18 protein-coding genes and 1 pseudogene are annotated in these 20428 nt (G+C 69.6%); 14 read left to right on the top strand and 5 right to left on the bottom strand.

Annotation, left to right across the window (positions count from 1 at the left end; translation table 11 throughout):
* Positions 1 to 19: 19 nt before the first annotated feature.
* Positions 20 to 1939 (bottom strand): annotated as a pseudogene (gene glgX, locus BLV94_RS12105) (glycogen debranching protein GlgX); the annotation flags it as partial.
* A gap of 83 nt (positions 1940 to 2022) precedes the next feature.
* Here glgX and BLV94_RS12100 point away from each other — a divergent pair.
* The 5 genes from BLV94_RS12100 to BLV94_RS12080 are packed head-to-tail and all read left to right on the top strand — an operon-like array spanning position 2023 to position 6765.
* Entirely contained in the window at positions 2023 to 2847 is an 825-nt protein-coding gene (locus tag BLV94_RS12100) for an ABC transporter ATP-binding protein (RefSeq protein WP_072937719.1), read from the top strand.
* A 52-nt stretch (positions 2848 to 2899) separates the two neighbouring features.
* A complete protein-coding gene (locus BLV94_RS12095; protein WP_072937720.1) occupies positions 2900 to 3742 on the top strand; it encodes an NUDIX hydrolase in 843 nt (280 codons plus the stop codon).
* 57 nt (positions 3743 to 3799) lie between these two features.
* Complete coding sequence (locus tag BLV94_RS12090; protein ID WP_072937721.1) at positions 3800 to 4579, top strand: enoyl-CoA hydratase/isomerase family protein; 780 nt, start codon at positions 3800 to 3802, stop codon at positions 4577 to 4579.
* 55 nt (positions 4580 to 4634) lie between these two features.
* Positions 4635 to 5606: a class I SAM-dependent methyltransferase gene (locus tag BLV94_RS12085; protein ID WP_072937722.1), complete on the top strand. Its 972-nt coding sequence runs from the start codon at positions 4635 to 4637 to the stop codon at positions 5604 to 5606.
* Between the two features lies 1 nt (position 5607).
* Entirely contained in the window at positions 5608 to 6765 is a 1158-nt protein-coding gene (locus tag BLV94_RS12080; RefSeq protein ID WP_072937723.1) for a THUMP-like domain-containing protein, read from the top strand.
* Positions 6766 to 6804: 39 nt separating this feature from the next.
* On the opposite strand, the gene BLV94_RS12075 is transcribed toward BLV94_RS12080, so the two are convergent.
* The gene (locus tag BLV94_RS12075) at positions 6805 to 8112 is read right to left on the bottom strand and encodes an outer membrane protein assembly factor BamB family protein (RefSeq protein WP_072937724.1); all 1308 of its coding nucleotides are present in this window, start codon (positions 8110 to 8112) and stop codon (positions 6805 to 6807) included.
* Positions 8113 to 8418: 306 nt separating this feature from the next.
* Between BLV94_RS12075 and BLV94_RS12070 the strand changes: the two genes are divergently transcribed.
* Positions 8419 to 9162: an acyltransferase gene (locus tag BLV94_RS12070; protein WP_072937725.1), complete on the top strand. Its 744-nt coding sequence runs from the start codon at positions 8419 to 8421 to the stop codon at positions 9160 to 9162.
* Between the two features lie 25 nt (positions 9163 to 9187).
* Entirely contained in the window at positions 9188 to 9445 is a 258-nt protein-coding gene (locus BLV94_RS12065) for a DUF3253 domain-containing protein (protein WP_072937726.1), read from the top strand.
* A gap of 65 nt (positions 9446 to 9510) precedes the next feature.
* Here the strand turns inward: BLV94_RS12065 and BLV94_RS12060 are convergent, their stop codons facing one another.
* The 3 genes from BLV94_RS12060 to BLV94_RS12050 are packed head-to-tail and all read right to left on the bottom strand — an operon-like array spanning position 9511 to position 13126.
* Positions 9511 to 10755 (bottom strand): glycosyltransferase family 4 protein, encoded by a 1245-nt coding sequence (locus BLV94_RS12060; RefSeq protein WP_072937727.1) that lies wholly within the window; start codon positions 10753 to 10755, stop codon positions 9511 to 9513.
* The gene (locus BLV94_RS12055) at positions 10752 to 12350 is read right to left on the bottom strand and encodes a 1,4-alpha-glucan branching protein domain-containing protein (protein WP_174705452.1); all 1599 of its coding nucleotides are present in this window, start codon (positions 12348 to 12350) and stop codon (positions 10752 to 10754) included. The genes BLV94_RS12060 and BLV94_RS12055 overlap by 4 nt, the downstream gene beginning before the upstream one ends.
* Complete coding sequence (locus tag BLV94_RS12050; protein ID WP_072937728.1) at positions 12347 to 13126, bottom strand: class I SAM-dependent methyltransferase; 780 nt, start codon at positions 13124 to 13126, stop codon at positions 12347 to 12349. Before BLV94_RS12050 ends, BLV94_RS12055 begins: the two co-directional genes overlap by 4 nt.
* Positions 13127 to 13367: 241 nt before the next feature.
* Here BLV94_RS12050 and BLV94_RS12045 point away from each other — a divergent pair, with 241 nt between their 5' ends.
* The 7 genes from BLV94_RS12045 (at position 13368) to BLV94_RS12015 (ending at position 20410) form a co-directional block, all read left to right on the top strand.
* Positions 13368 to 14168 carry an electron transfer flavoprotein subunit beta/FixA family protein gene (locus tag BLV94_RS12045; protein ID WP_072937729.1) on the top strand — a complete coding sequence of 267 codons (801 nt, stop codon included), beginning with the start codon at positions 13368 to 13370 and terminating at the stop codon, positions 14166 to 14168.
* A 46-nt stretch (positions 14169 to 14214) separates the two neighbouring features.
* Positions 14215 to 15171 (top strand): electron transfer flavoprotein subunit alpha/FixB family protein, encoded by a 957-nt coding sequence (locus BLV94_RS12040; RefSeq protein WP_072937730.1) that lies wholly within the window; start codon positions 14215 to 14217, stop codon positions 15169 to 15171.
* Between the two features lie 134 nt (positions 15172 to 15305).
* Positions 15306 to 16139: a GNAT family N-acetyltransferase gene (locus BLV94_RS12035; RefSeq protein WP_072937731.1), complete on the top strand. Its 834-nt coding sequence runs from the start codon at positions 15306 to 15308 to the stop codon at positions 16137 to 16139.
* A complete protein-coding gene (locus BLV94_RS12030; protein ID WP_072937732.1) occupies positions 16136 to 17059 on the top strand; it encodes a lysophospholipid acyltransferase family protein in 924 nt (307 codons plus the stop codon). Before BLV94_RS12035 ends, BLV94_RS12030 begins: the two co-directional genes overlap by 4 nt.
* A 17-nt stretch (positions 17060 to 17076) precedes the next feature.
* Positions 17077 to 18297 (top strand): cysteine desulfurase family protein, encoded by a 1221-nt coding sequence (locus tag BLV94_RS12025; protein WP_072937733.1) that lies wholly within the window; start codon positions 17077 to 17079, stop codon positions 18295 to 18297.
* Complete coding sequence (mnmA, locus tag BLV94_RS12020) at positions 18297 to 19391, top strand: tRNA 2-thiouridine(34) synthase MnmA (protein ID WP_072937734.1); 1095 nt, start codon at positions 18297 to 18299, stop codon at positions 19389 to 19391. The genes BLV94_RS12025 and mnmA overlap by 1 nt, the downstream gene beginning before the upstream one ends.
* Positions 19388 to 20410 (top strand): methionine synthase, encoded by a 1023-nt coding sequence (locus BLV94_RS12015; protein WP_072937735.1) that lies wholly within the window; start codon positions 19388 to 19390, stop codon positions 20408 to 20410. Before mnmA ends, BLV94_RS12015 begins: the two co-directional genes overlap by 4 nt.
* Positions 20411 to 20428 lie beyond the last annotated feature (18 nt).

Below are 20428 nucleotides of genomic sequence, written 5' to 3'. Positions count from 1 at the left end.
AGTGGAAGACGAGAAGCCAGCTGTCGTCGGTGAGCTGGTGCCCGTCCTCGGTGTGGGAGCGGATGTCGGAACCGTCGATCCACGCCTGCAGGGTGCGCCGGGAGTCGTCGTGCCACGCCGAATCGTCCATCTCGGCGCCGTCCGCGCCGAACCACACGAGGTCGGGATGGCCGGTGGGTGTGCGCCTGCCCTCGAAGAATTCCGGCTGACGCAAGGCGGGGGAGGCGCGCCGGAGGTCGAGGGCCCGGGTGACGAACGCGACGAGGGCCGGGTCCCCGGCGCTCCAGTCGAGCGGCCAGGAATCTTCAGGCGAGGTGCCTTCGGGGACGCAGTACGCGTTGTTGTTGCCGCCCAGGGTGTGACCGAATTCGTCGCCCGCGGTGAACATCGGTGTGCCGGTGGACAGGGCGAGGGTGGCCAGCAGCGCGCGGACGTGCCGGGACCGCGCCCCGGTGACCGCCGGGTCGTCGGTGGGGCCTTCGACGCCGTGGTCGACGGAGTCGTTGTGATCGGCGCCGTCCCGGTTGTCCTCGCCGTTGGCTTCGTTGCGTTTGCGGGTGTACGACACGAGGTCGGCGGCGGTGAACCCGTCGTGGGCAGTGACGAAATTGACGGTGGCCCAGGGGCGCCGGGTGCCGAAGACGTCCTCCGAGCCCGCCACCCGGGAGGCGAGTTCGCGCACCCCGGTGCCGCCGTTCCAGAACCGTCGAACGGTATTGCGGTACTTGTCGTTCCACTCGGACCACTGAGAGCCGAATTGCCCGACCCGGTATCCATCGGGCGTGGCGTCCCACGGTTCGGCGATCAGTTTGCAGCGCGTGAGAACGGGATCCGCGGTGATCGCGGAGAAGATCGAAGCGCGCGAATCGAATCGGCCGCCGCCGGGCCGGCCGAGCGCGGACGCGAGGTCGAACCGGAAGCCGTCGACCCCCATCTCGTGCGCCCAGTAACGCAGGCTGTCGCCGATCATCCGGACGACGACGGGCGACTGCGCGTCGACCGTGTTCCCGCAACCGGTGAGATCGATGTCGCGCCCCTCGGTATCGAGAAGGTAGTAGCCGGGGGCGTCGAGGCCGCGCCAGCTGAGGCTGATGCCGTCGACGCTCTGCTCGCAGGTGTGGTTGTAGACCACGTCCAGGACGACCTCGATCCCCGCGGCGTGCAGCGCGTCGACCATCGTGTGGAACTCGGTGATCTCCTCGCCGGGCACGACCGCGTACCCCGGGTGGGGGGCGAAGAACGCTGCGGTGGAGTATCCCCAGTGGTTGCGCATGCCCCGCGAGCGCACGGTGGCCTCGGAGACGTACGCCTGCACCGGGAGCAGTTCGACCGCGGTCACCCCGAGGCGCACGAGATGACCGACGACGGCCGGTTCGGCGAGACCCAGATACGTTCCGCGGTACCGCGGCGGCACGTCGGGGTGCCGCGCCGTGAACGACCCCACGTGGAGTTCGTAGACAACGGTTTCCTCCCACGGCCTTTCGATCCGCGGTCCGCTCGTGCGGGCGTGATCGGCCGTCACCACCGACAGTGGTGTGTGGCCGAGGCTGTCGATGAGCGACGGGCCGCCGAACGGGTCGCCGTCGTGGGAGAGCAGCGCCTCGTGGTCGCCGAGTTCGCCGGTGATGCGTGTGGCCCACGGATCCAGAAGTAGTTTGGCGGGGTTGAGGCGCACGCCGCACGCGGGATCCCAGCGACCGTGCGCGCGGTAGCCGTAGCGCTGCCCCGCGCCGACACCCTCGACGACGCCGTGCCAGATGCCGTACGTCCGCTGGACCAGGTCGATCCGGGTCTCGTCGCCCTCCTCCGAAATCAGGCACACCTGTACCAGTTCGGCGTCGGGGGCGTGAACCGCGAACTGCGTTCCGGTGCCACGCACTTTCGCTCCCAGGGGAAACGGCGACCCGGGCAGCCGCAGACTCGGCGGGAGAGACGACATCTCGCCGGGGTACGGATCGATGTGAGGCGACACGCAACTGATCCTGCCGTGAATGCCCGGAAGATGTGCGGGAAGATGGGTCCGTGCATGAACCTGATCCTGATCTCCTCATCGAATTCGACGACGTTCTCCTCCGCCGCGGGGGCAACACTCTGGTGGGCCCGGTCACCTGGAAGGTGGAACTCGACGAACGATGGGTCGTCCTCGGGCCGAACGGGGCAGGGAAGACGTCGTTGCTCCGCATCGCGGCCGCCGAACTGCATCCCACGAGCGGAAGCGCCTACCTCCTCGGTGAGCGGCTCGGCCGCGTCGACATCAACGAACTCCGGCCGCGGATCGGACTGTCCTCCTCGGCGCTCGCCAACCGGGTGCCGTCCGAGGAGGTCGTGAGCGATCTCGTCGTCTCCGCCGGCTACGCGGTGCTCGGGCGGTGGCGTGAGCGTTATGACGACATGGATACCGATCGTGCCGTAGAGATGCTCGAGAGCCTCGGCGCCGAACACCTCGCCAAGCGCACCTACGGCACGCTGTCCGAGGGCGAGCGCAAGCGCGTCCTCATCGCTCGTGCGCTGATGACCGACCCGGAACTGCTGCTGCTCGACGAGCCCGCCGCCGGTCTCGACCTCGGTGGGCGCGAGGAACTGGTCGCGCGCCTCACCGACCTCGCCGCCGACCCCGACGCCCCCGCGACGGTCCTCATCACCCACCACGTCGAGGAGATCCCGCCGGGATTCACCCACGCCATGCTCCTCAAGGAGGGGGCGGTGGTCTCGCAGGGGCTCTTGGACCAGGTCATCACGGCCGAGAACCTCAGCGAGGCGTTCAGCCAGTCCATCAGCCTGGACAAGGTGGACGGCCGGTTCTTCGCGCGGCGGACCCGCGTCCCCGGCGCGCACCGGAGAGGCTGAGGACCGGGGACCGACTGCGACGCGCGTCACCCGTCGGCGTAGGTTCCGAGGCATGGTCTCGAAGCAAGAGCAGACGCCCCGCGACAGTACCGACGTGGCGCCCAAGGACGCGTCCACCGTCATTCTCATCCGTGACGCCGCGGCAGGTGCCGCGGCGTCCGGCATCGAGGTGTTCCTCCTCCGCCGGGTGAAGGGGATGGCGTTCGCCGGCGGAATGACCGTGTTCCCCGGCGGCGGCGTCGACCCGTCCGACGCCGAGGCCGAGGTCGACTGGGCGGGACCGTCCGTCGACTGGTGGGCCGGGCGGTTCTCCACCGACGCGGCGCGCGCGAAGGCGCTCGTGTGCGCGGCGGTGCGCGAGACGTTCGAGGAATGTGGCGTGCTCCTCGCGGGACCGAGCGCGGACACGGTCGTGGCGGACACGTCGCGGTACGCCCAGGCCCGTACGCAGCTCGAGACACGCGAACTGTCGTTCAGCGACTTCCTCAAACGCGAGAACCTCGTCCTGCGGGCCGATCTGCTGCGGCCCTGGGCCAACTGGATCACCCCGGTCGGCGAGGGTCGCCGCTACGACACGCGCTTCTTCGTCGCCGCATCGCCGCACGGCCAGATCGCGGACGGCGCGACGTCCGAGGCCGAGGAGGTGCAGTGGCAGAGTCCGGCCGCGGCGCTCGCGCACTGGCAGGGCGGCGGAAGCATCCTGCTGCCGCCGACGTGGAGTCAGCTCACGGCGCTCAGCGCGTTCGGGTCGGTCGCGGACGTGCTGGCCGCGGAGCCCGAGATCCCGGTGATCCTGCCGACGCTGATCACCGGCGAGGAGCAGCTCCGCGTCGAGTTCCCGGGACAGGACGGCTACTACGAAGCCGGTCCGCATCCGTGGGCGTCACGCGGCTGATCGCGATGGGGCGGGCCGCGAAACCGGGTCGGAGGCAGACAAGTAGCCTTTTGCCTCATGGCTGAGTTTGTCACCCTCGAGGTATCCGAAGGCATCGGCACGATCCGGCTCGCGCGCCCCCCGATGAACGCTCTGAACCGTCAGGTTCAGCAGGAGTTGCGGGCGGCTGCGCGAGAGGCGACCGTCAATTCCGACGTGAAGGCCGTCATCGTCTACGGCGGCGAGAAGGTCTTCGCCGCGGGCGCGGACGTCAAGGAAATGTCCGAGATGACGTTCGGGCAGATGGCCGACGTGATCGGCGACCTGCAGTCCGACCTCGCGGCGGTCTCCGAGATCCCGAAGCCCACCGTTGCCGCCATCACGGGGTACGCGCTCGGCGGCGGCCTGGAGGTTGCGCTGTCGGCCGATCGGCGCATCGTGGGCGACAACGCGAAGCTCGGCGTGCCGGAGATCCTGCTCGGCATCATTCCCGGAGGCGGTGGCACCCAGCGTCTCGCCCGGCTGATCGGACCGTCGAAGGCCAAGGATCTGCTGTTCACGGGCCGGTTCGTCGACGCCGAGGAGGCCCTGGCGATCGGTCTGGTCGACGAGGTCGTGGCGCCGGACGACGTGTACGAGGCGGCACGCACCTGGGCGTCGCAGTTCACGAAGGGGGCGGGCCGCGCACTGGCCGCGGCCAAGGCGGCCGTCGACCGCGGGCTGGACGTCGACCTGGGCACCGGGCTGGCGGTGGAGCGTCAGCTGTTCACCGCGCTGTTCGCCACCCGGGACCGCAAGATCGGGATGGAATCGTTCATCGAGAACGGCCCGGGTAAGGCTCAGTTCACGGGCGAGTAGTCTGAAGCCCGAAACTAGAACCTGTTCACTCTTACCAGCGAGTAGGATTTGCCGCATGACTGCAAGCGCCCATGACGACCCAGCTCCTCATCCGCATGCCACCGCCGAAGAGGTCCAGGCTGCGCTGAAGGACACCAAACTGGCCCAGGTGCTGTACCACGACTGGGAAGCCGAGACGTACGACGAGAAGTGGTCGATCTCGTACGACGAGCGGTGCATCGACTACGCGCGCGGACGTTTCGACGCCGTCGCGGGCGATCAACCGCTGCCCTACGAGCGGGCGCTCGAACTGGGCTGCGGCACCGGATTCTTCCTCCTCAACCTGATGCAGGGCGGAGTCGCGAAGACCGGTTCGGTCACCGACCTGTCGCCCGGCATGGTGAAGGTCGCGCTCCGCAACGCCGAGGGTCTCGGACTGTCCGTCGACGGCCGCGTCGCCGACGCCGAGACCATCCCGTACGAGGACGACACGTTCGACCTCGTCGTGGGACACGCGGTCCTGCACCACATCCCGGACGTCGAGCAGTCGCTGCGCGAGGTTCTGCGCGTCCTCAAGCCGGGCGGGCGTTTCGTGTTCGCCGGTGAGCCGACCACGATCGGCAACTTCTACGCCCGCTGGCTGGGTCGCGCGACGTGGGAGGTCACCACCCGGGTCACCAAGTTGCCGTTCCTCGCCGACTGGCGTCGCCCGCAGGCGGAACTGGACGAGTCCTCGCGCGCGGCTGCGCTCGAGGCCGTCGTCGACCTCCACACATTCGATCCGAGCGACCTCGAGAAGATCGCGAAGTCGGCAGGCGCCGAGCAGGTTCACGCGGCCACCGAGGAATTCGCCGCCGCTCTGCTCGGGTGGCCCGTCCGCACGTTCGAGGCCGCGGTGCCCCCGGAGAAGCTGGGCTGGGGCTGGGGACGTTTCGCGTTCACCGGATGGAAGACGCTCAGTTGGGTCGACGAGAAGCTTCTCCGGCACGTGGTGCCGCGTGGATTCTTCTACAACGTCATGATCACCGGCGTGAAGCCCGGCAACTGAATTGGGTTATGCGTTCACTCCCGGGGACGTGGAGTTCCTGCAGAGTGCGGACGGGGCAGACGCTCTCGCGGAAGTGGACGCCCTCGCCCTGACCGCGTCGACGCGCCTGGCCGACATCGGCCGGGCGCGTACACGTTTCGGCTCACACGTGGCGTTGCTGGTGGAGACCGTGCTGCTGCGACGGAAGGCGGCCGCCAAACTACCCGGCACCGAAAACTGGTTCTTCACCGACGACGCTCTGCAACAGGCGACGCCGCGTGCGGTCGCCGCACATCGTGCGTCGCGGCTGTCGGACCGGAACGTCCACGACGTCACCTGCTCGATCGGTGCCGAACTCGACGCGGTGGTCGGGACGGCGGCGACGGTGATCGGCAGCGACCTCGACCCCGTCCGCCTCCTGATGGCGCGGCACAACGTTCCTGGGGCGACGGTTGTGCGCGCCGACGCGCTCGTCCCGTGCACCCGCGGCACCGTCGTGCTCGCGGATCCGGCGCGACGGTCCGGTGGCAGGCGCACGCACGATCCCGCCGCGCTGGAACCGCCGCTCCCCGATCTGATCGACGCGTACCGCGGACGCGATCTGGCCGTGAAGTGCGCCCCCGGACTCGATTTCGACCGGCTCGGCTGGGACGGCGAGGTGGAGGTGGTGTCCCTCGACGGCGGTGTGCGCGAGGCCTGCCTGTGGTCGCCGGGGCTGTCCGGCGCCGGTGTCACGCGGCGGGCGAGCGTCCTCGGCTCCGACGGAACCGCGTGGACGGTGACGGACGCCGAGGACGACGACATCCCCGAACGCGCGCCGGGGGAATGGATCGTCGACCCGGACGGCGCCGTCGTGCGCGCGGGCCTGGTGCGGCATTACGCGGCCCGGCACGGACTGTGGCAGCTGGATCCCCGGATCGCCTATCTCACCGGCGATTCCGTTCCTGACGGCGTGCGGGGCTTCCGCATCCTCGACCAGGTGAAGTATTCGGAGAAGTCGCTGCGGCAGGAACTGGCCCGTCACGATTGCGGTGTGGCGGAAATCCTGGTGCGCGGCGTCGACGTCGACCCCGCGGTCCTGCGGCCCAAGCTGAAGCTGCGTGGAAGCCGTTCGCTCAGTGTGGTGATCACGCGGATCGGCCGGGCCGGCGTCGCCTTCATTTGCGCTTCGCGCCCGTGAGTACTTCTCAACCGCCCGCGGTTAAGAAGTACTCACGGGTCAGCGGAGGACGAACAGCTCCCCGAGCAGGGTGGGCGTGAGCACTTCGCCCTTCGGCCCGACGGACGTGCCGACCGTGAACCCCTTCGCCCCGGGCAGGGTCTCCTGGTCGAGGGTTTCGCCGGTTCCGGTGTCGAACGTGAGCATCGCCAGTCCGTCCGTGCCCTCGCGGACCACCGCGTACCCGGTGGACCCGGCCGTCTGCGCCGGGACACCCAGCTGCAGCAGATCCTTCCGCTCCCAGACGAGTTCGGCGTGATCGCCCTTGTCCTGCAGTGCCAGCAGGTGGCCGTCGGGACCACCGGCGGGGATGATCAGACCGTCCGCGGACGTCGACGGGCTGCCTGCCGCGGCGTACCCGATGTCGTAGCTCCACTTCGGATCACCGGTCGCCGAGTCGATCGCCCACATCGTTCCCCAGTTGTCGTTGGCGTAGACGACGGAGCCGTCGGCCGACAGGTCGGGGCTGGACGCGCTGCCGCCCGGCAGAGTGTCGCTGGACCATTCCTGGGTGATCGCCGGGTTGTCGCCGCCGGAGTACTTCATCGCGACGAGTTCGGCCTGGGGTGCGCCGGGCGCGAAGAGCGTGAAGTAGAACTTGCCGGACTCGAGGTCGATGGCGGGCATGTTCGCCACCGGGCAGTCGGGGGCGCCGAAGAAGCAGCCGCGGAGGCCCTTGTCGTCGGGGAGGATGTCGATGTTGGCACCGTCGACGGGGGAGGGCGGCGGCACGAGATCGTAGGGCGCCACGACCTTCTGGCCGTTCTGCGTGTTCACGACGTTGATCTGGCCGAGCTGGGTGATGAAGAGGAGGTTGCCGTCGCCGGTGAACTGCGCGGACAGCGGGGTCCCGACCACCGGTGTGCGCCAACGCAGCTGGCCGTACTCGTTGAACGAGTTGATGGCGCCGTCCTCGCCGACGTACACGTTGGCGGCGCCGTCGACGACCGGTGTGGACGCCACGGCGCCGGGGGCGAGTTGCCGGCACCAGCGTTTGCGGCCGCTGTCCATCTGGTAGGAGAAGAGGTTGCAGCCCTTCTCGGTGCGCGCGGTGACGAAGATCTGGCCGCTCGCCGCCACGGACGCGTAGTTCGCGACAGGGCCGCCGAGCGGGCGCGACCATGCGAAGGAGAGGTCGCGGGAACCGGTGACGGGGCTGGTGTCGCTGTTGCGGGCGTCGGCGTGCATGCCGGGCCACCCGCCTGCCGAGAAGATGTCGTCGACCTGCGGTCCGCTGCTGCAGCCGCTGAGGACGACAGTCGAGATCGTCGCCAGCGCCAGTACTGACGAACGTAGGACCCGCCGCATTACATCTCCTCGTCTTCGATAACGCTCGGCCCAGAGACTATCCCGCCGAGGCGGGGCCGAGCACACGCCCCGAGGCGGGGCCGAGCACACGCCCCGAGGCGGGGCCGAGCACACGCCCCGAGGCGGGGCCGAGCACACGCCCCGAGGCGGGGCCGAGCACACGCCCCGAGGCGGGGCCGAGCACACGCCCCGAGGCGGGGCCGAGCACACGCCCCGAGGCGGGGCCAGCGTCACACCCCGATGGCGGTGTCGGAGTCCGGACGCACCCGAACGGGGGTACGGGCGGTGAACGTAGGCTGACAGGCTATGACGAGCATGTGGGGCGCACCGTTGCGTACGAGGTGGCGAGGATCCCGGCGGAGCGACAGCGAGCAGGCCCGCTTCCTGACACGCGCCTCGCTGCGATGGGTGCTGGCGAACAAGGCGTACACGCCGTGGTACCTGGTGCGGTACTACCGGCTCGCGAAATTCAAGCTCGCCAACCCGCACGTGATCCTGCGCGGCATGGTGTTCCTCGGCAAGCGGGTGGAGATCCATTCGACCCCCGACCTGTCCCGGCTCGAGATCGGCCGGTGGGTGCACATCGGCGACGGCAACGCCATCCGCTGCCACGAGGGTTCGCTGCGCATCGGCGACAAGGTGGTGTTCGGCAAGGACAACGTCGTCAACACGTACCTGGACATCGAGATCGGTGCGTCGACGCTCGTGGCGGACTGGTGTTACATCACCGACTTCGACCACCGCATGGACGACGTGAATGTCCCGATCAAAGATCAGGGCATCGTGAAGGGCCCGGTCCGCATCGGTCCCGACACGTGGGTGGCGGCCAAGGTGACGGTCCTGCGCAACACGCGCGTGGGGCGCGGCTGCGTTCTCGGTGCGCACGCCGTCGTGAAGGGCGATATCCCCGATTTCAGCATTGCCGTCGGGTCGCCGGCCAAGGCCGTGAAGAACCGCAAGGCGGAGTGGGAGGCGGGCGCGGCGGACCGCGCGAAGTACATCGCGGCCCTCGAAGACATCGCTCGCAAGAAGGCGGCGCAGGAGAACTGAGCGGCGCGGTGGCATAGTCGGCAGCATGACCTCGGCGGACGGCGAACTCGAGGACCGCATCCGGGCGCTCCTCGACGCCCGGGCCGACACCGCGAGCATTTGCCCGTCGGACGTCGCGCGAGCCGTCGCCCCCGGCGACTGGCGGCCCCTCATGGAGTCGGTGCGGGAGGCCGCGCGGCGTCTGGCCGCCGCCGGCGAAGTCGAGATCACCCAGAAGGGTGATGTGGTGGATCCGGACTCGGCTCGGGGTCCGATCCGGATCAGGCGGGCCCGCACGAACTGAGCGGCGAATGTATCGCTCGCGCACCGAACGCGCCGAACGGTACATTCGCCCGGTCAGCGCCAGGCTCAGCGTCCGGGCAGGGGGCGCTCGGGAATCTCCGGCCGCGCCAGCGGATGCCGCACGCGACGTTTGGCGCCCGCGTAGACGTGGACGGTCTCCTCGGCCACCTTGTGCCAGTCGAAATCGGCGGTGAGGCGGTCGCGGGCGGCGACTGCACGCTGTTGCGCCCCGGCCGGGTCGTCGAGGACCTCCCGGACCGCGGACGTGAGTCCGGTGACGTCGCCCGGCTGGAACGACATGCCGGTTTCGCCGTCGACGACCGCTTCACCGAGACCGCCAGCGGTGGACGCGACGAGGGGGGTTCCGGAGGCGGCGGCCTCGAGCGCGATGATGCCGAACGGCTCGTACCGGCTGGGCAGGACGATGGCGTCGGCGCCGTGCAGCCACCCGAGCAGTTCGACGTGGTCGAGGTTGCCGAGGAAGTTCACGGCACGGGCGACGCGATGCGTGCGGGCCTGCTGATAGAGCCAGGTGAACTGGGTGCCCTCCCCGGCGATCGACAGCGTCGTGCCGGGGTGGCTGCGGCGGATGCGGGGGAGCGCGGCGATGGCGTCCTGCACGCCCTTCTCGTATTCGAGGCGGCCGACGAACAGCAGTTTCGGCGGTCCGGACCGTGGCGCACGCTCGCGGAAGCTCCACGTGGTGAGGTCGATTCCGTTGCGGATCACCGTGATCGGCGGGAGCTGCGGACCGTAGAGTGCGGTCACCTCGTCCTGCATCGACGCGGAACACGTGATGAGCGCGTCGGATTCGTTGGCCAGCCACCATTCCACCGAATGCACCTGCCGGTTGATCCGACCGGACACCCAGCCGCTGTGCCGTCCGGCTTCAGTGGCGTGGAGCGTGGAAACCAAAGGGACGTCGTAGAATTCGGCCAACGCGATGGCCGGATGCGCCACCAGCCAGTCGTGCGCGTGCACCACGTCCGGATGCCAGCCTTCCCCGACACCCGGCTTGTGCAGTGCGACGCCGGCCCGCACCATCGCGTGCCCCATCGCGAGCGTCCACGCGAGCATGTCCTCGCCGAACACGAAGTGCGCGGGGTCCTCGGCGACGGCGACCACCAGGACGCCGTCCTCGATGTGGGTGACGGTGGGATGGGTCGACGCGTCGGTGCCCGACGGCCGCCGCGACAGCACCACCACTTCGTGTCCGGCGGCAGCGAGTTCGGTGGCCAGGTGGTGCACGTGGCGGCCGAGGCCGCCGACCACGACGGGGGGGTACTCCCACGACACGATCAGGATCTTCACGACGCCCCTCCCTCGGTGCCCGTCAGCCGGTGGTCCCCGGCGGGCAGACGTCGCGCGTCGAGCCCGGGAAACAGGCCGTCGGCGCGGTTCCATCCCTCTGCGAGTCTGCTCGCGGCCGCTTCCTTGCCCGCCGACACGGCGGCGGCGATCTCACGGGTGGCGTGCGCGTGCTTGTGTGCCCGGTCGCGGGCGTACCCGGCCGCCGAATCCTTGCTGACCATGAACGCCCAGTCGCTCGACACCGTCATCAGTGCCTCGCGCAGCATCTGGTCGTTCACGCGGTTTCGCAGCGCGGGACGTCCGGGGGCGGCGTCGTGGTCGTGGGTCTTGTCGACGGTATCGAGTGCGGTCCCGACCACCTCGGAGTTGAGTTGCACCAGGTCCGCGACCTGATCGCCGGCCCACACCCGCCAGTCCTTGCCGGATCCCCACGACGAGTTCTCGAGCTGGACGGGTTCGCCGACGTAGCCCTGGCTGCGGGCGTCGTCGAGGGTGCCGACCCGGATCCCGGCCTCGGGCAGCGCGCGCAGCACCTTCTCGAGCCATTCGGGGCCCTCGTGCCACCAGTGCCCGAACAGTTCCGTGTCGAACGCGGCGACGACGAGTGCGGGCCGGTCGATGCGGCCGGATTCGTCGCGCAGCCGCTTGCGGACGGTGGCGACGAAGTCGGCCACGTGCCGGTCGACCGCCGCCGACGCGAGGGCGGGGTCGTACGGCGCCTTGTCGGCCGAGTCGACCGTGCGGCCGGTGACCCGGGCCGGTTTGAGTCCCGTGGCGTGGTCGTACGTGTGGAAGTCGCGATAGGCGCCGTGGCCGGGGTAACCCGACTTCGGCGACCACACCCGGTAGCTGACCTGCAGATCGCGTCCGAACGCGACCACGTCCGACTCCCGGACCGGCCGGCCGAGGGAGGTGTCGCCGCGCAGCGCGGGACCGTCGACCATGAAATGCGTGACGCCGGCCTCGGCGTATCCGGTCTCCATGCCGGGGGTGTACCCGCATTCGGGCCCCCAGATACCTGTCGGCGTGCAGTTCCACCGGGCGGCGGCGTCGGCGAGCCCCTCGCGGAGGGAGAACGACCGCAACCGCGGATCGAGCAGCGGCTGGAACGGGTGGGCGAGCGGACCGCCGAGCAGTTCGAACGACTCTCGGTCGAGGAGGTCCCGCAGCACTGGCGAGCCGCCGTGGCGCCAGCGCACCTCGAAGTCGGCGAGGGCGGCGGCGGACGCACGGTGTTCGCGCGCACCGAGTTCGCGGTGCGCGTCGTCGGGCATGCCTGCCGCCTCGTGCGCGCGGATCTGCCAGTTCCCGAGCCAGTGGTGCATCCCGGCGAGGCAGTGCGGGTCATCGAGCTGAGCTGCGAGAACGGGGGTGATGCCGAGGGTCAGCAGATGCGAGCGACCCTCGTCGGACAGCCGCCGCAACATCGCGGTGAGGGGGAGGTACGACGCCGCCCACGACTGGTAGAGCCATTCCTCGCCGACGGGCCAGCGGCCGTGGTTGGCAAGCCAGGGCAGGTGGGAGTGCAGGACCAGGCAGAACATGCCCGGTTCCGTCGCTTCGCCCGCTCCGGTGCGGTTGTCGGATTCGGTCACCGAACAGGATCCTTCACCGCGATGGCCACCAGGTCGAGGCTGTCGTCGATGTCGCCTTCGTGCAGTGCGAAATCGTCGACGGTGATGCCCTCGACGTCGCGGGTCAGTTCCTCGGGCCACGGTTCGCCGGCGAGTGCACGGTCGATCTGCGCGCCGATGAACGAGCCGCCGTGCTTCGTGTCGAGGGCCTTCAGCCGCGTGCCGTGGTGCACGCCGGTCATGAGGGCGACGGTGAATCCGGCCTCCTCGAGCAGTTCGGTCAGCTCGGCCGCGTCGAGTTCGCGGGTGTGGAACGGATTCAGCGGCGTGTCGCGGCCCGGCGAGAACGTGATGCGGTTGGGTGTGCTGACGAGCAGTTCCCCTCCGGGGGTCAGCACCCGGAAGCACTCGCGCAGGAATTGGGCCTGGTCCCACAGGTGTTCGATCACCTGAAAATTGACGACGGTGTCGACGGATTCGTCGCCGAGGGGAAGCTCCGCGAGATTGCCGTGCAGCATTTCGACCCGGGGGTACCGCGCGCGGACGTGTTCGACGGCGGAGATGTCGTAGTCGAGTCCGGTAACGCCCTGTGCCACATCGGCAATCATGTTGGCGCCGTAGCCTTCTCCGGATCCGGCCTCGAGTACCCGGCGTCCCGCGCAGCGGGGGAGGAGGTCGCGGTAGACGACCTCGTGCCGCCGGAACCAGTAGTTCTCCTCGGGGATACCGGGCACGGTCCGCTCGCCCGTGAGGGGCAGTGGTGCGTCCTCGCGGTCGCCGACAAATGATTCGCTCACCGGTGCGAGGTTAGTGCCCCCGGCAAGGTCGCTCGTCCAGGTGGTCTACATCACAGCGGTGAAATGCGGTTTCGGCCGTTATGGTGAACGAGACTTTCACGCAAGTTACCGATGGGTAACTTAGCGTGGGGTAATCTGTCGCAGAGCAATCGTGCGACGAAATATCGAAGGCGAGAGCTCGGCCCACGCGGAGCGACTCACGATAACCACGCAAGAACACACAGGAGGTCGACGAAGACCCATGACGAACATCGTTGTTTTGATCAAGCAGGTCCCCGACACGTGGTCCGAGCGCAAGCTGACCGACGGCGACTACACGCTTGACCGCGAGGCCGCCGATGCAGTGCTCGACGAGATCAACGAGCGCGCCGTCGAAGAAGCGCTCCTGATCAAGGAGGCTCAGGGCGGCGAGGTGACCGTCCTCTCCGCAGGTCCGGACCGCGCCACCGACGCCATCCGCAAGGCCCTGTCCATGGGTGCCGACAAGGCAGTGCACATCAACGACCCGGCCCTCCACGGCTCCGACGCGGTGCAGACCGCGTGGACGCTGGCCGCGGCGCTCGGACAGATCACGTTCGAGAACGAAGAACCTGCCGACCTGATCATCGCCGGTAACGAGGCCACCGATGGCCGCGTCGGCGCCGTTCCGGCCATCATCGCCGAGTACCTGGGCATCCCGCAGCTCACGCAGCTGCGCAAGCTCACGGTCACCGACGGCACCGTCACCGGCGAGCGCGAGACCGACGAGGGTCTCTTCGGCCTCGAGGCGAGCCTGCCGGCCATCGTCAGCGTCACCGAGAAGATCAACGAGCCCCGCTTCCCCTCCTTCAAGGGCATCATGGCCGCGAAGAAGAAGGAAGTTCTCGTCTACACGCTGGCCGACCTCGGTGTCGACCCGGAGACCGTCGGTGTCGCCAACGCGGGCACCACCGTCACCGCCTCCACCCCCAAGCCCCCGCGTACCGCTGGTGAGCGCATCGTCGACGAGGGCGACGGCGGCAGCAAGATCGCTGCCTACCTCGTGGGCCAGAAGATCATCTGATCGCGCCCCTCTACAGACCAGCAGACACACACAGGGAGAGTTAGACATGGCAGAAGTACTGGTGCTCGTCGAGCACGCAGAGGGTGCGCTCAAGAAGGTCAGCACCGAACTCATCACCGCCGCTCGCGCGCTCGGTGAGCCGGCCGCAGTGGTCACCGGTCCCGCCGGTACCGCCGACAAGCTCGCCGAGGGCCTCGCCGCCGCAGGCGCGGCCAAGATTTACGTCGCCGAGTCGGATGACATCGACGGCTACCTGATCACCCCGAAGGTCGACGTACTCGCGTCGCTCGTCGAGTCGGCAGCTCCGGCCGCGGTGATCACCGCCGCCAGCGTCGAGGGCAAGGAGGTCTCCGGACGTCTTGCTGCCCGCATCGGCTCCGGCCTGCTCGTCGACGTCGTCGACGTGAAGTCCGACGGCAGTGCCGTGCACTCCATCTTCGGTGGCGCGTTCACCGTCGAGGCGAAGGCCAACGGCGACGTCCCGGTCATCTCGGTCCGCCCGGGCGCCATCGAGGCGAAGCCCGAAGCCGGTGCAGGCGAGAAGGTTTCCGTCGAGGTTCCGGCCCAGGACGAGGGCGCCGTCAAGATCACCTCGCGTGATCCGATCGTCGGTGGCGACCGCCCGGAGCTCACCGAGGCGACGGTCGTCGTCTCCGGTGGTCGCGGTGTCGGCAGCGCCGACAAGTTCACCGTCGTCGAGGAACTCGCAGATTCGCTGGGTGCCGCTGTCGGTGCTTCGCGTGCCGCGGTCGACTCGGGCTACTACCCGGGCCAGTTCCAGGTCGGTCAGACCGGTAAGACGGTCTCCCCGCAGCTGTACATCGCGCTCGGCATCTCCGGTGCCATCCAGCACCGCGCCGGTATGCAGACGTCGAAGACCATCGTCGCCGTGAACAAGGACGAGGAAGCCCCGATCTTCGAGATCGCGGACTACGGCATCGTCGGCGACCTGTTCAAGGTTGCGCCGCAGCTCACCGAGGCAGTCAAGGCCCACAAGGGCTGATTGTCGACCGACGGCGGCCCCGTTCCCTTCGAGGGAGCGGGGCCGCCGTCGTATCTTCCGTCGTTCATCCGGGCTGCATCGACACGACACCCGGGCGATGCCCCCACGCCGCCCCTGCTCGGTAAACCTGCGCCATGACAACTTCGTCAGTTCTCCGCGCACCGAGTGAGACCGCCGATTCTGTTGTAACCGCGCCCCGATACTCCCTGGTCGTCTCGTCCGACCGCGAACACCGCGTGGCAGCCCAGCGGCTGCGCTACCGCGTGTTCGCCTCCGAACCCGGATTCTCCGTCCCCGCACACGCGGATGCCCTCGACGCCGACCGGTTCGACGACTTCTGCGACCACCTCCTCGTTCGGCACGAGGAGACCGGCGAATTCGTCGGGTGCTATCGCATGCTCCCGCCCGACGCCGCCTCCCAGGCCGGCGGCTATTACACCGCCACCGAATTCGACATCTCGGCACTCGATCCCGTCGGCAACCGCATCGTCGAGATGGGCCGGGCGTGCGTCGACCCCGATCACCGTTCCGGTTCGGTCCTGAGCCTGATGTGGGCCGGGATCCTCCACTACCTGCAATTGACCGGATACGAGTGGGTGATGGGCTGCGTCTCCGTGCCGATGCGGGAGCACCCGGACGAGGTGGCCGGTTCCAACGTCCGCGGCGTGCGTGATCTGCTGCTCCGCAAGTACGGCAGCGACCCGGCCTCCCGGGCCGTGCCCAGGAACCCGGTGCGCGTCGACGGGCGATCACTCGACGAGATCGACCCGCCCGCCCGCCCGGTCCTGCCGCCGCTGCTCCGGGGATATCTGCGCCTCGGCGCCAAGGTGTGCGGCGAGCCCGCGCACGACCCGGAATTCGGTGTCGCCGACTTCGTCGCCCTGCAGGGACTGCACGGCGCGAACGAGCGGTACCTCGACCGCCTGCGTTCGGCTTCGGCCACTTTCGAGGCGGGGGCGCAGGCATGAGCGCCGCGGTGCCGGAGACGGCCGCAGTGCCCGTGCATTCGTGGATGCCGTCGAGTCCGTGCGGCGCGGGATGCCTGCCCGCGGAGGCGAACGCCGTGTCGATCCCGACCGTGGTCGTGCGGTGGTGCCTCGTGGTGTCGGCGCTGGCGACGGCGCCGCTCCTGACCGCAGGATGGTTGCTGCCGCGGTCGTGGCGGACCGGTCTGCAGCGTCGGTACGCGGCGATGCTGTTGCGCTGCGTGGGAATTCGCCTCGTCGTGGTCGATCACCGAGGAAAGCGTCGGCACGACGGCGGGCTTCTGGTGGTGGCCGGCCACGTGTCCTGGACCGACGTGCTGGTGCTCAGCGCGCTCGCACCGGCGAACTTCGTCGCCCGCGGCGATCTGCTGGACTGGCCGGTGCTGGGTTCGCTCGCCCGGCGGATGCGGGTCGTCCCGATCGAACGGCAGAGCCTGCGGGCGCTCCCGGGCACGGTGGCGACGACGGCGGGCAGGCTGCGCGACGGCGAACGAGTCGTGGCGTTCCCCGAGGGCACCACATGGTGTGGACGGGCGTACGGCGGATTCCGGCCCGCGCTGTTCCAGGCGGCGATCGACGCGGAGTGCCCGGTTCAGCCGATCTCGCTGCGATACACCGGACGGGGCGGGGAACTGACGACCGGGCCGTGCTTCGTGGGCGAGGAGACGATCGGCCGGTCGATCCGGCGCATCATCCGTCAGAAGGGCGTCAACGCCGAGGTCCGGCTGGCGCCGATCGAGTATCCGGGGGAGTGCCGCCGCGATCTGGCGGCCCGATGCGAACGCGCCGCCCGAGGCGACGAACGCATCGATCTCGCAGCGCACGACATCGTCGATCCGCTGCAGAGTGCGGTCGGGGCGGCGGCTGCGGACATCGAGGCGGCGGAGCGTCTCGTCGCCTGAGCTATCCTGGTCACGTCATGACCTCTGCCCGCAGTGCCGATCACCCCGTCTACCTGGACCACGCAGCCACCACTCCCATGGTGCCGGCGGCCGTCCGGGCGATGACCGACATCTTCAGTACCGTGGGCAATGCGTCCTCGCTGCACGGTTCCGGGCGCGCCGCCCGCCGTCGCATCGAGGAGGCCCGCGAGTCCATCGCCGCCGACCTCGGCGCCAGGCCGTCCGAGGTCATCTTCACCTCCGGTGGCACCGAGAGCGACAACCTCGCGGTCAAGGGCATCTTCTGGGCGCGGCGTGACGCCGACCCCGGACGGGTGCGGATTTTGGCCAGTGCCGTCGAGCATCATGCGGTGCTCGACGCGGTGGAGTGGCTCGAGAAGCACGAGGGCGCACAGGTCACGTGGCTGCCCGTCGACGAACTGGGCCGGGTGTCGCCGCAGGCGCTGCGCGACGAACTCGCCGTCCATGCGGACGAAACCGCCCTGGTGACGATCATGTGGGCCAACAACGAGATCGGCACGATCATGCCGATCACCGAACTCGCCGCGGTGGCGGCCGAGTTCGGTGTGCCCATGCACAGCGACGCCGTCCAGGCCGTCACGCACATCCCCGTGGACTTTGCTGCCAGCGGGCTGTCCGCGCTGAGCATCGCCGCGCACAAGGTCGGCGGACCGCAGGGTGTCGGTGCACTCCTGCTGGGACGGCAGGTGCCGTGTGTGCCGTTGCTGCACGGCGGGGGACACGAACGCGACCTGCGTTCGGGCACCCCGGACACCGCCGGTGTCGTCGGCATGGCGGCGGCGCTGCGCGACGCGACCACGAACCTCGACTCCCGCGCCGCGGACCTGTCCGTCCTGCGCGACCGCCTCATCGAGCGCGTCGGGGAGATCGTCCCGGACGCCGTGCTGAACGGTCCGGTGGGCAGCGCGCGACTGCCGGGCAACGCCCACTTCACGTTCCCCGGTTGCGAGGGCGATTCGCTGCTGATGCTGCTCGACGCCGCCGGGATCGAGTGTTCGACCGGTTCGGCGTGTACCGCCGGTGTCGCCCGCCCCAGCCACGTCCTGACCGCGATGGGCGTGGAGGCCGCGACCGCGCGCGGATCGTTGCGCTTCTCCTTCGGGCACACGTCGACGGTCGCGGACGTGGATGCAGTCATCGCGGCACTGCCGCAAGTTGTGGAGCGGGCCCGCGCCGCCGGGCTCGCCGGTGTCGGAGCGCGTGGAGGGAATCGTTGATGCGAGTACTGGCGGCCATGAGCGGCGGCGTCGATTCCGCCGTGGCGGCGGCACGGGCAGTCGCTGCCGGACACGACGTGGTGGGTGTGCATCTCGCACTCTCCGCCGAGCCGGGCACGCTGCGCACCGGTTCCCGGGGCTGCTGCTCCAAGGAAGATGCCGGTGACGCCCGGCGTGCCGCGGACGTGCTCGGAATCCCGTTCTACGTCTGGGATTTCGCCGACCGCTTCAAGGAAGACGTGATCGACGACTTCGTGGCGTCCTACGCGGCGGGGGAGACCCCCAACCCGTGCCTGCGGTGCAACGAGAAGATCAAGTTCGCTGCGCTCGCGGACCGCGCGATCGCCCTAGGGTTCGACGCGGTGGCCACCGGTCACTACGCGCAGCTCGACAACGGTGTGCTGCGCCGGGCCGTCGACGCGGACAAGGACCAGTCGTACGTGCTCGGTGTTCTGACGGCCGAGCAGCTGTCGCGGGCGATGTTCCCCGTCGGCGACACCCCGAAGGACCGGATCCGGGAAGAGGCCGCCGAACGCGGTCTCGCCGTGGCGAACAAGCCCGACAGCCACGACATCTGCTTCATCCCGTCCGGTGACACCCGGGCATTCCTCGGCGCCCACATCGGTGTCCGTCCGGGCAGTGTGGTCGACGCCGATTCGGGTGAGGTGCTCGCGGAACACGAAGGCGTGCACGGGTTCACGATCGGACAGCGGAAGGGCCTCGGCGTCCAGGGCCCCGCGGCCGACGGGCAGCCGCGGTACGTGACGTCGATCGAACCCGAAACCGGCACCGTCCGTGTCGGTTCGGCACGCAACCTCGAAGTGCACGCGATCAGCGCGGACCGCGCCGTGTGGACGTCCGGGAGCGCGCCGGCCGGACCGGTCGAATGCACCGTCCAGGTGCGCGCGCACGGCGGACTCGCCGAGGCGGTGGCGGAAGCCGTCGACGGAGGTATTCGCATCTCGCTGCGCGAACCGCTCACCGGTGTGGCGAAGGGGCAGGCCGTCGTTCTGTATCGGACCGACCCGGCGGGCGACATCGTGCTGGGCAGCGGAACCATCTCGGGCACCGACGCGCATCCGAACACGCAGTGACGCAGGATATTTCATTGGCCGGTGGCGTCACCGGCGTCGGCTCGTGGCCCGGAGCGGACCCGCGTGAAGCCGCCACCGTCGTCCTCGGCGAGCTCGGCAGGCTCCCGCACCTGGTGGAGCTGCCCGCCCGCGGGCTCGGCGCCGACATGATCGGCCGCGCCAGCGCCCTGCTCGTGGATCTGCAACTGGACGTGTCCACGTCCGCCTACCGCGTGGTGCAGCGTCGCGGCTCGGTGGCCAAGCGGGCGACCGACTTCCTGAACCAGGACCTCGACGCGCTCGAGGAAGCGTGGGAGAGTGCGGGCCTCGTCGGGGCCGATCACGTGGTGAAGGTGCAGTCGGTCGGTCCTCTCACGCTGGCGGCCGAGGTGGAACTCGGCACCGGAAGGCGCGTGCTCACCGACCCCGGTGCGGTGCGCGATTTCGCCGAATCGCTGGGGGAAGGACTCGCGCGGCATGCCGCGGAGGTCACTCGGCGTCTCGGTGCGCAGGTGCTGATCCAGTTCGACGAGCCACGACTGCCAGCTGTGCTGGCGGGCACGCTGTCCGGTCGGTCGAGGCTCGAGACCGTGCGGGCGATGCCGGAGCCGGAGGCTCTCGCCGTGCTCGAGGCCGCCCTCGCCGGGTCCGGCGGAGTGACCATGGTGCACTGCTGCTCCGCGGACCTGCCCACGGACCTGCTGCGGCGCAGCAGTGCGCGCGCGGTCGGTCTGGACGTGTCGCAGCTGGCGCCTTCGGACCTGGACGGCATCGGCGAGTTGCTCGACGCGGGCAAGGAGCTGGCGCTGGGGCTGATCCCGACCACCGCTCCCGCCGTGCCCGCCACCTGGCGCGACCTCGCCCGACCTGCGGTGACGCTGATCGACCGGCTCGGATTTCCGCGCACGACGCTGCGGACCCAGGTCGCCGTGACACCGGCCTGCGGACTCGCGGGCGCCGACGGCTCCTGGAGCCGCGACGCGCTGAAGTTCTGCGCCGAGGTGAGCAGCGCGTTCACCGACGACCCCGAATCACTCTGAGTACGGCGTTCGGTGTCG

It is taken from the genome of Rhodococcus koreensis, assembly GCF_900105905.1.
Classification (GTDB): domain Bacteria; phylum Actinomycetota; class Actinomycetes; order Mycobacteriales; family Mycobacteriaceae; genus Rhodococcus_F; species Rhodococcus_F koreensis.
This window is presented reverse-complemented; position numbering and strand designations above follow the sequence as displayed.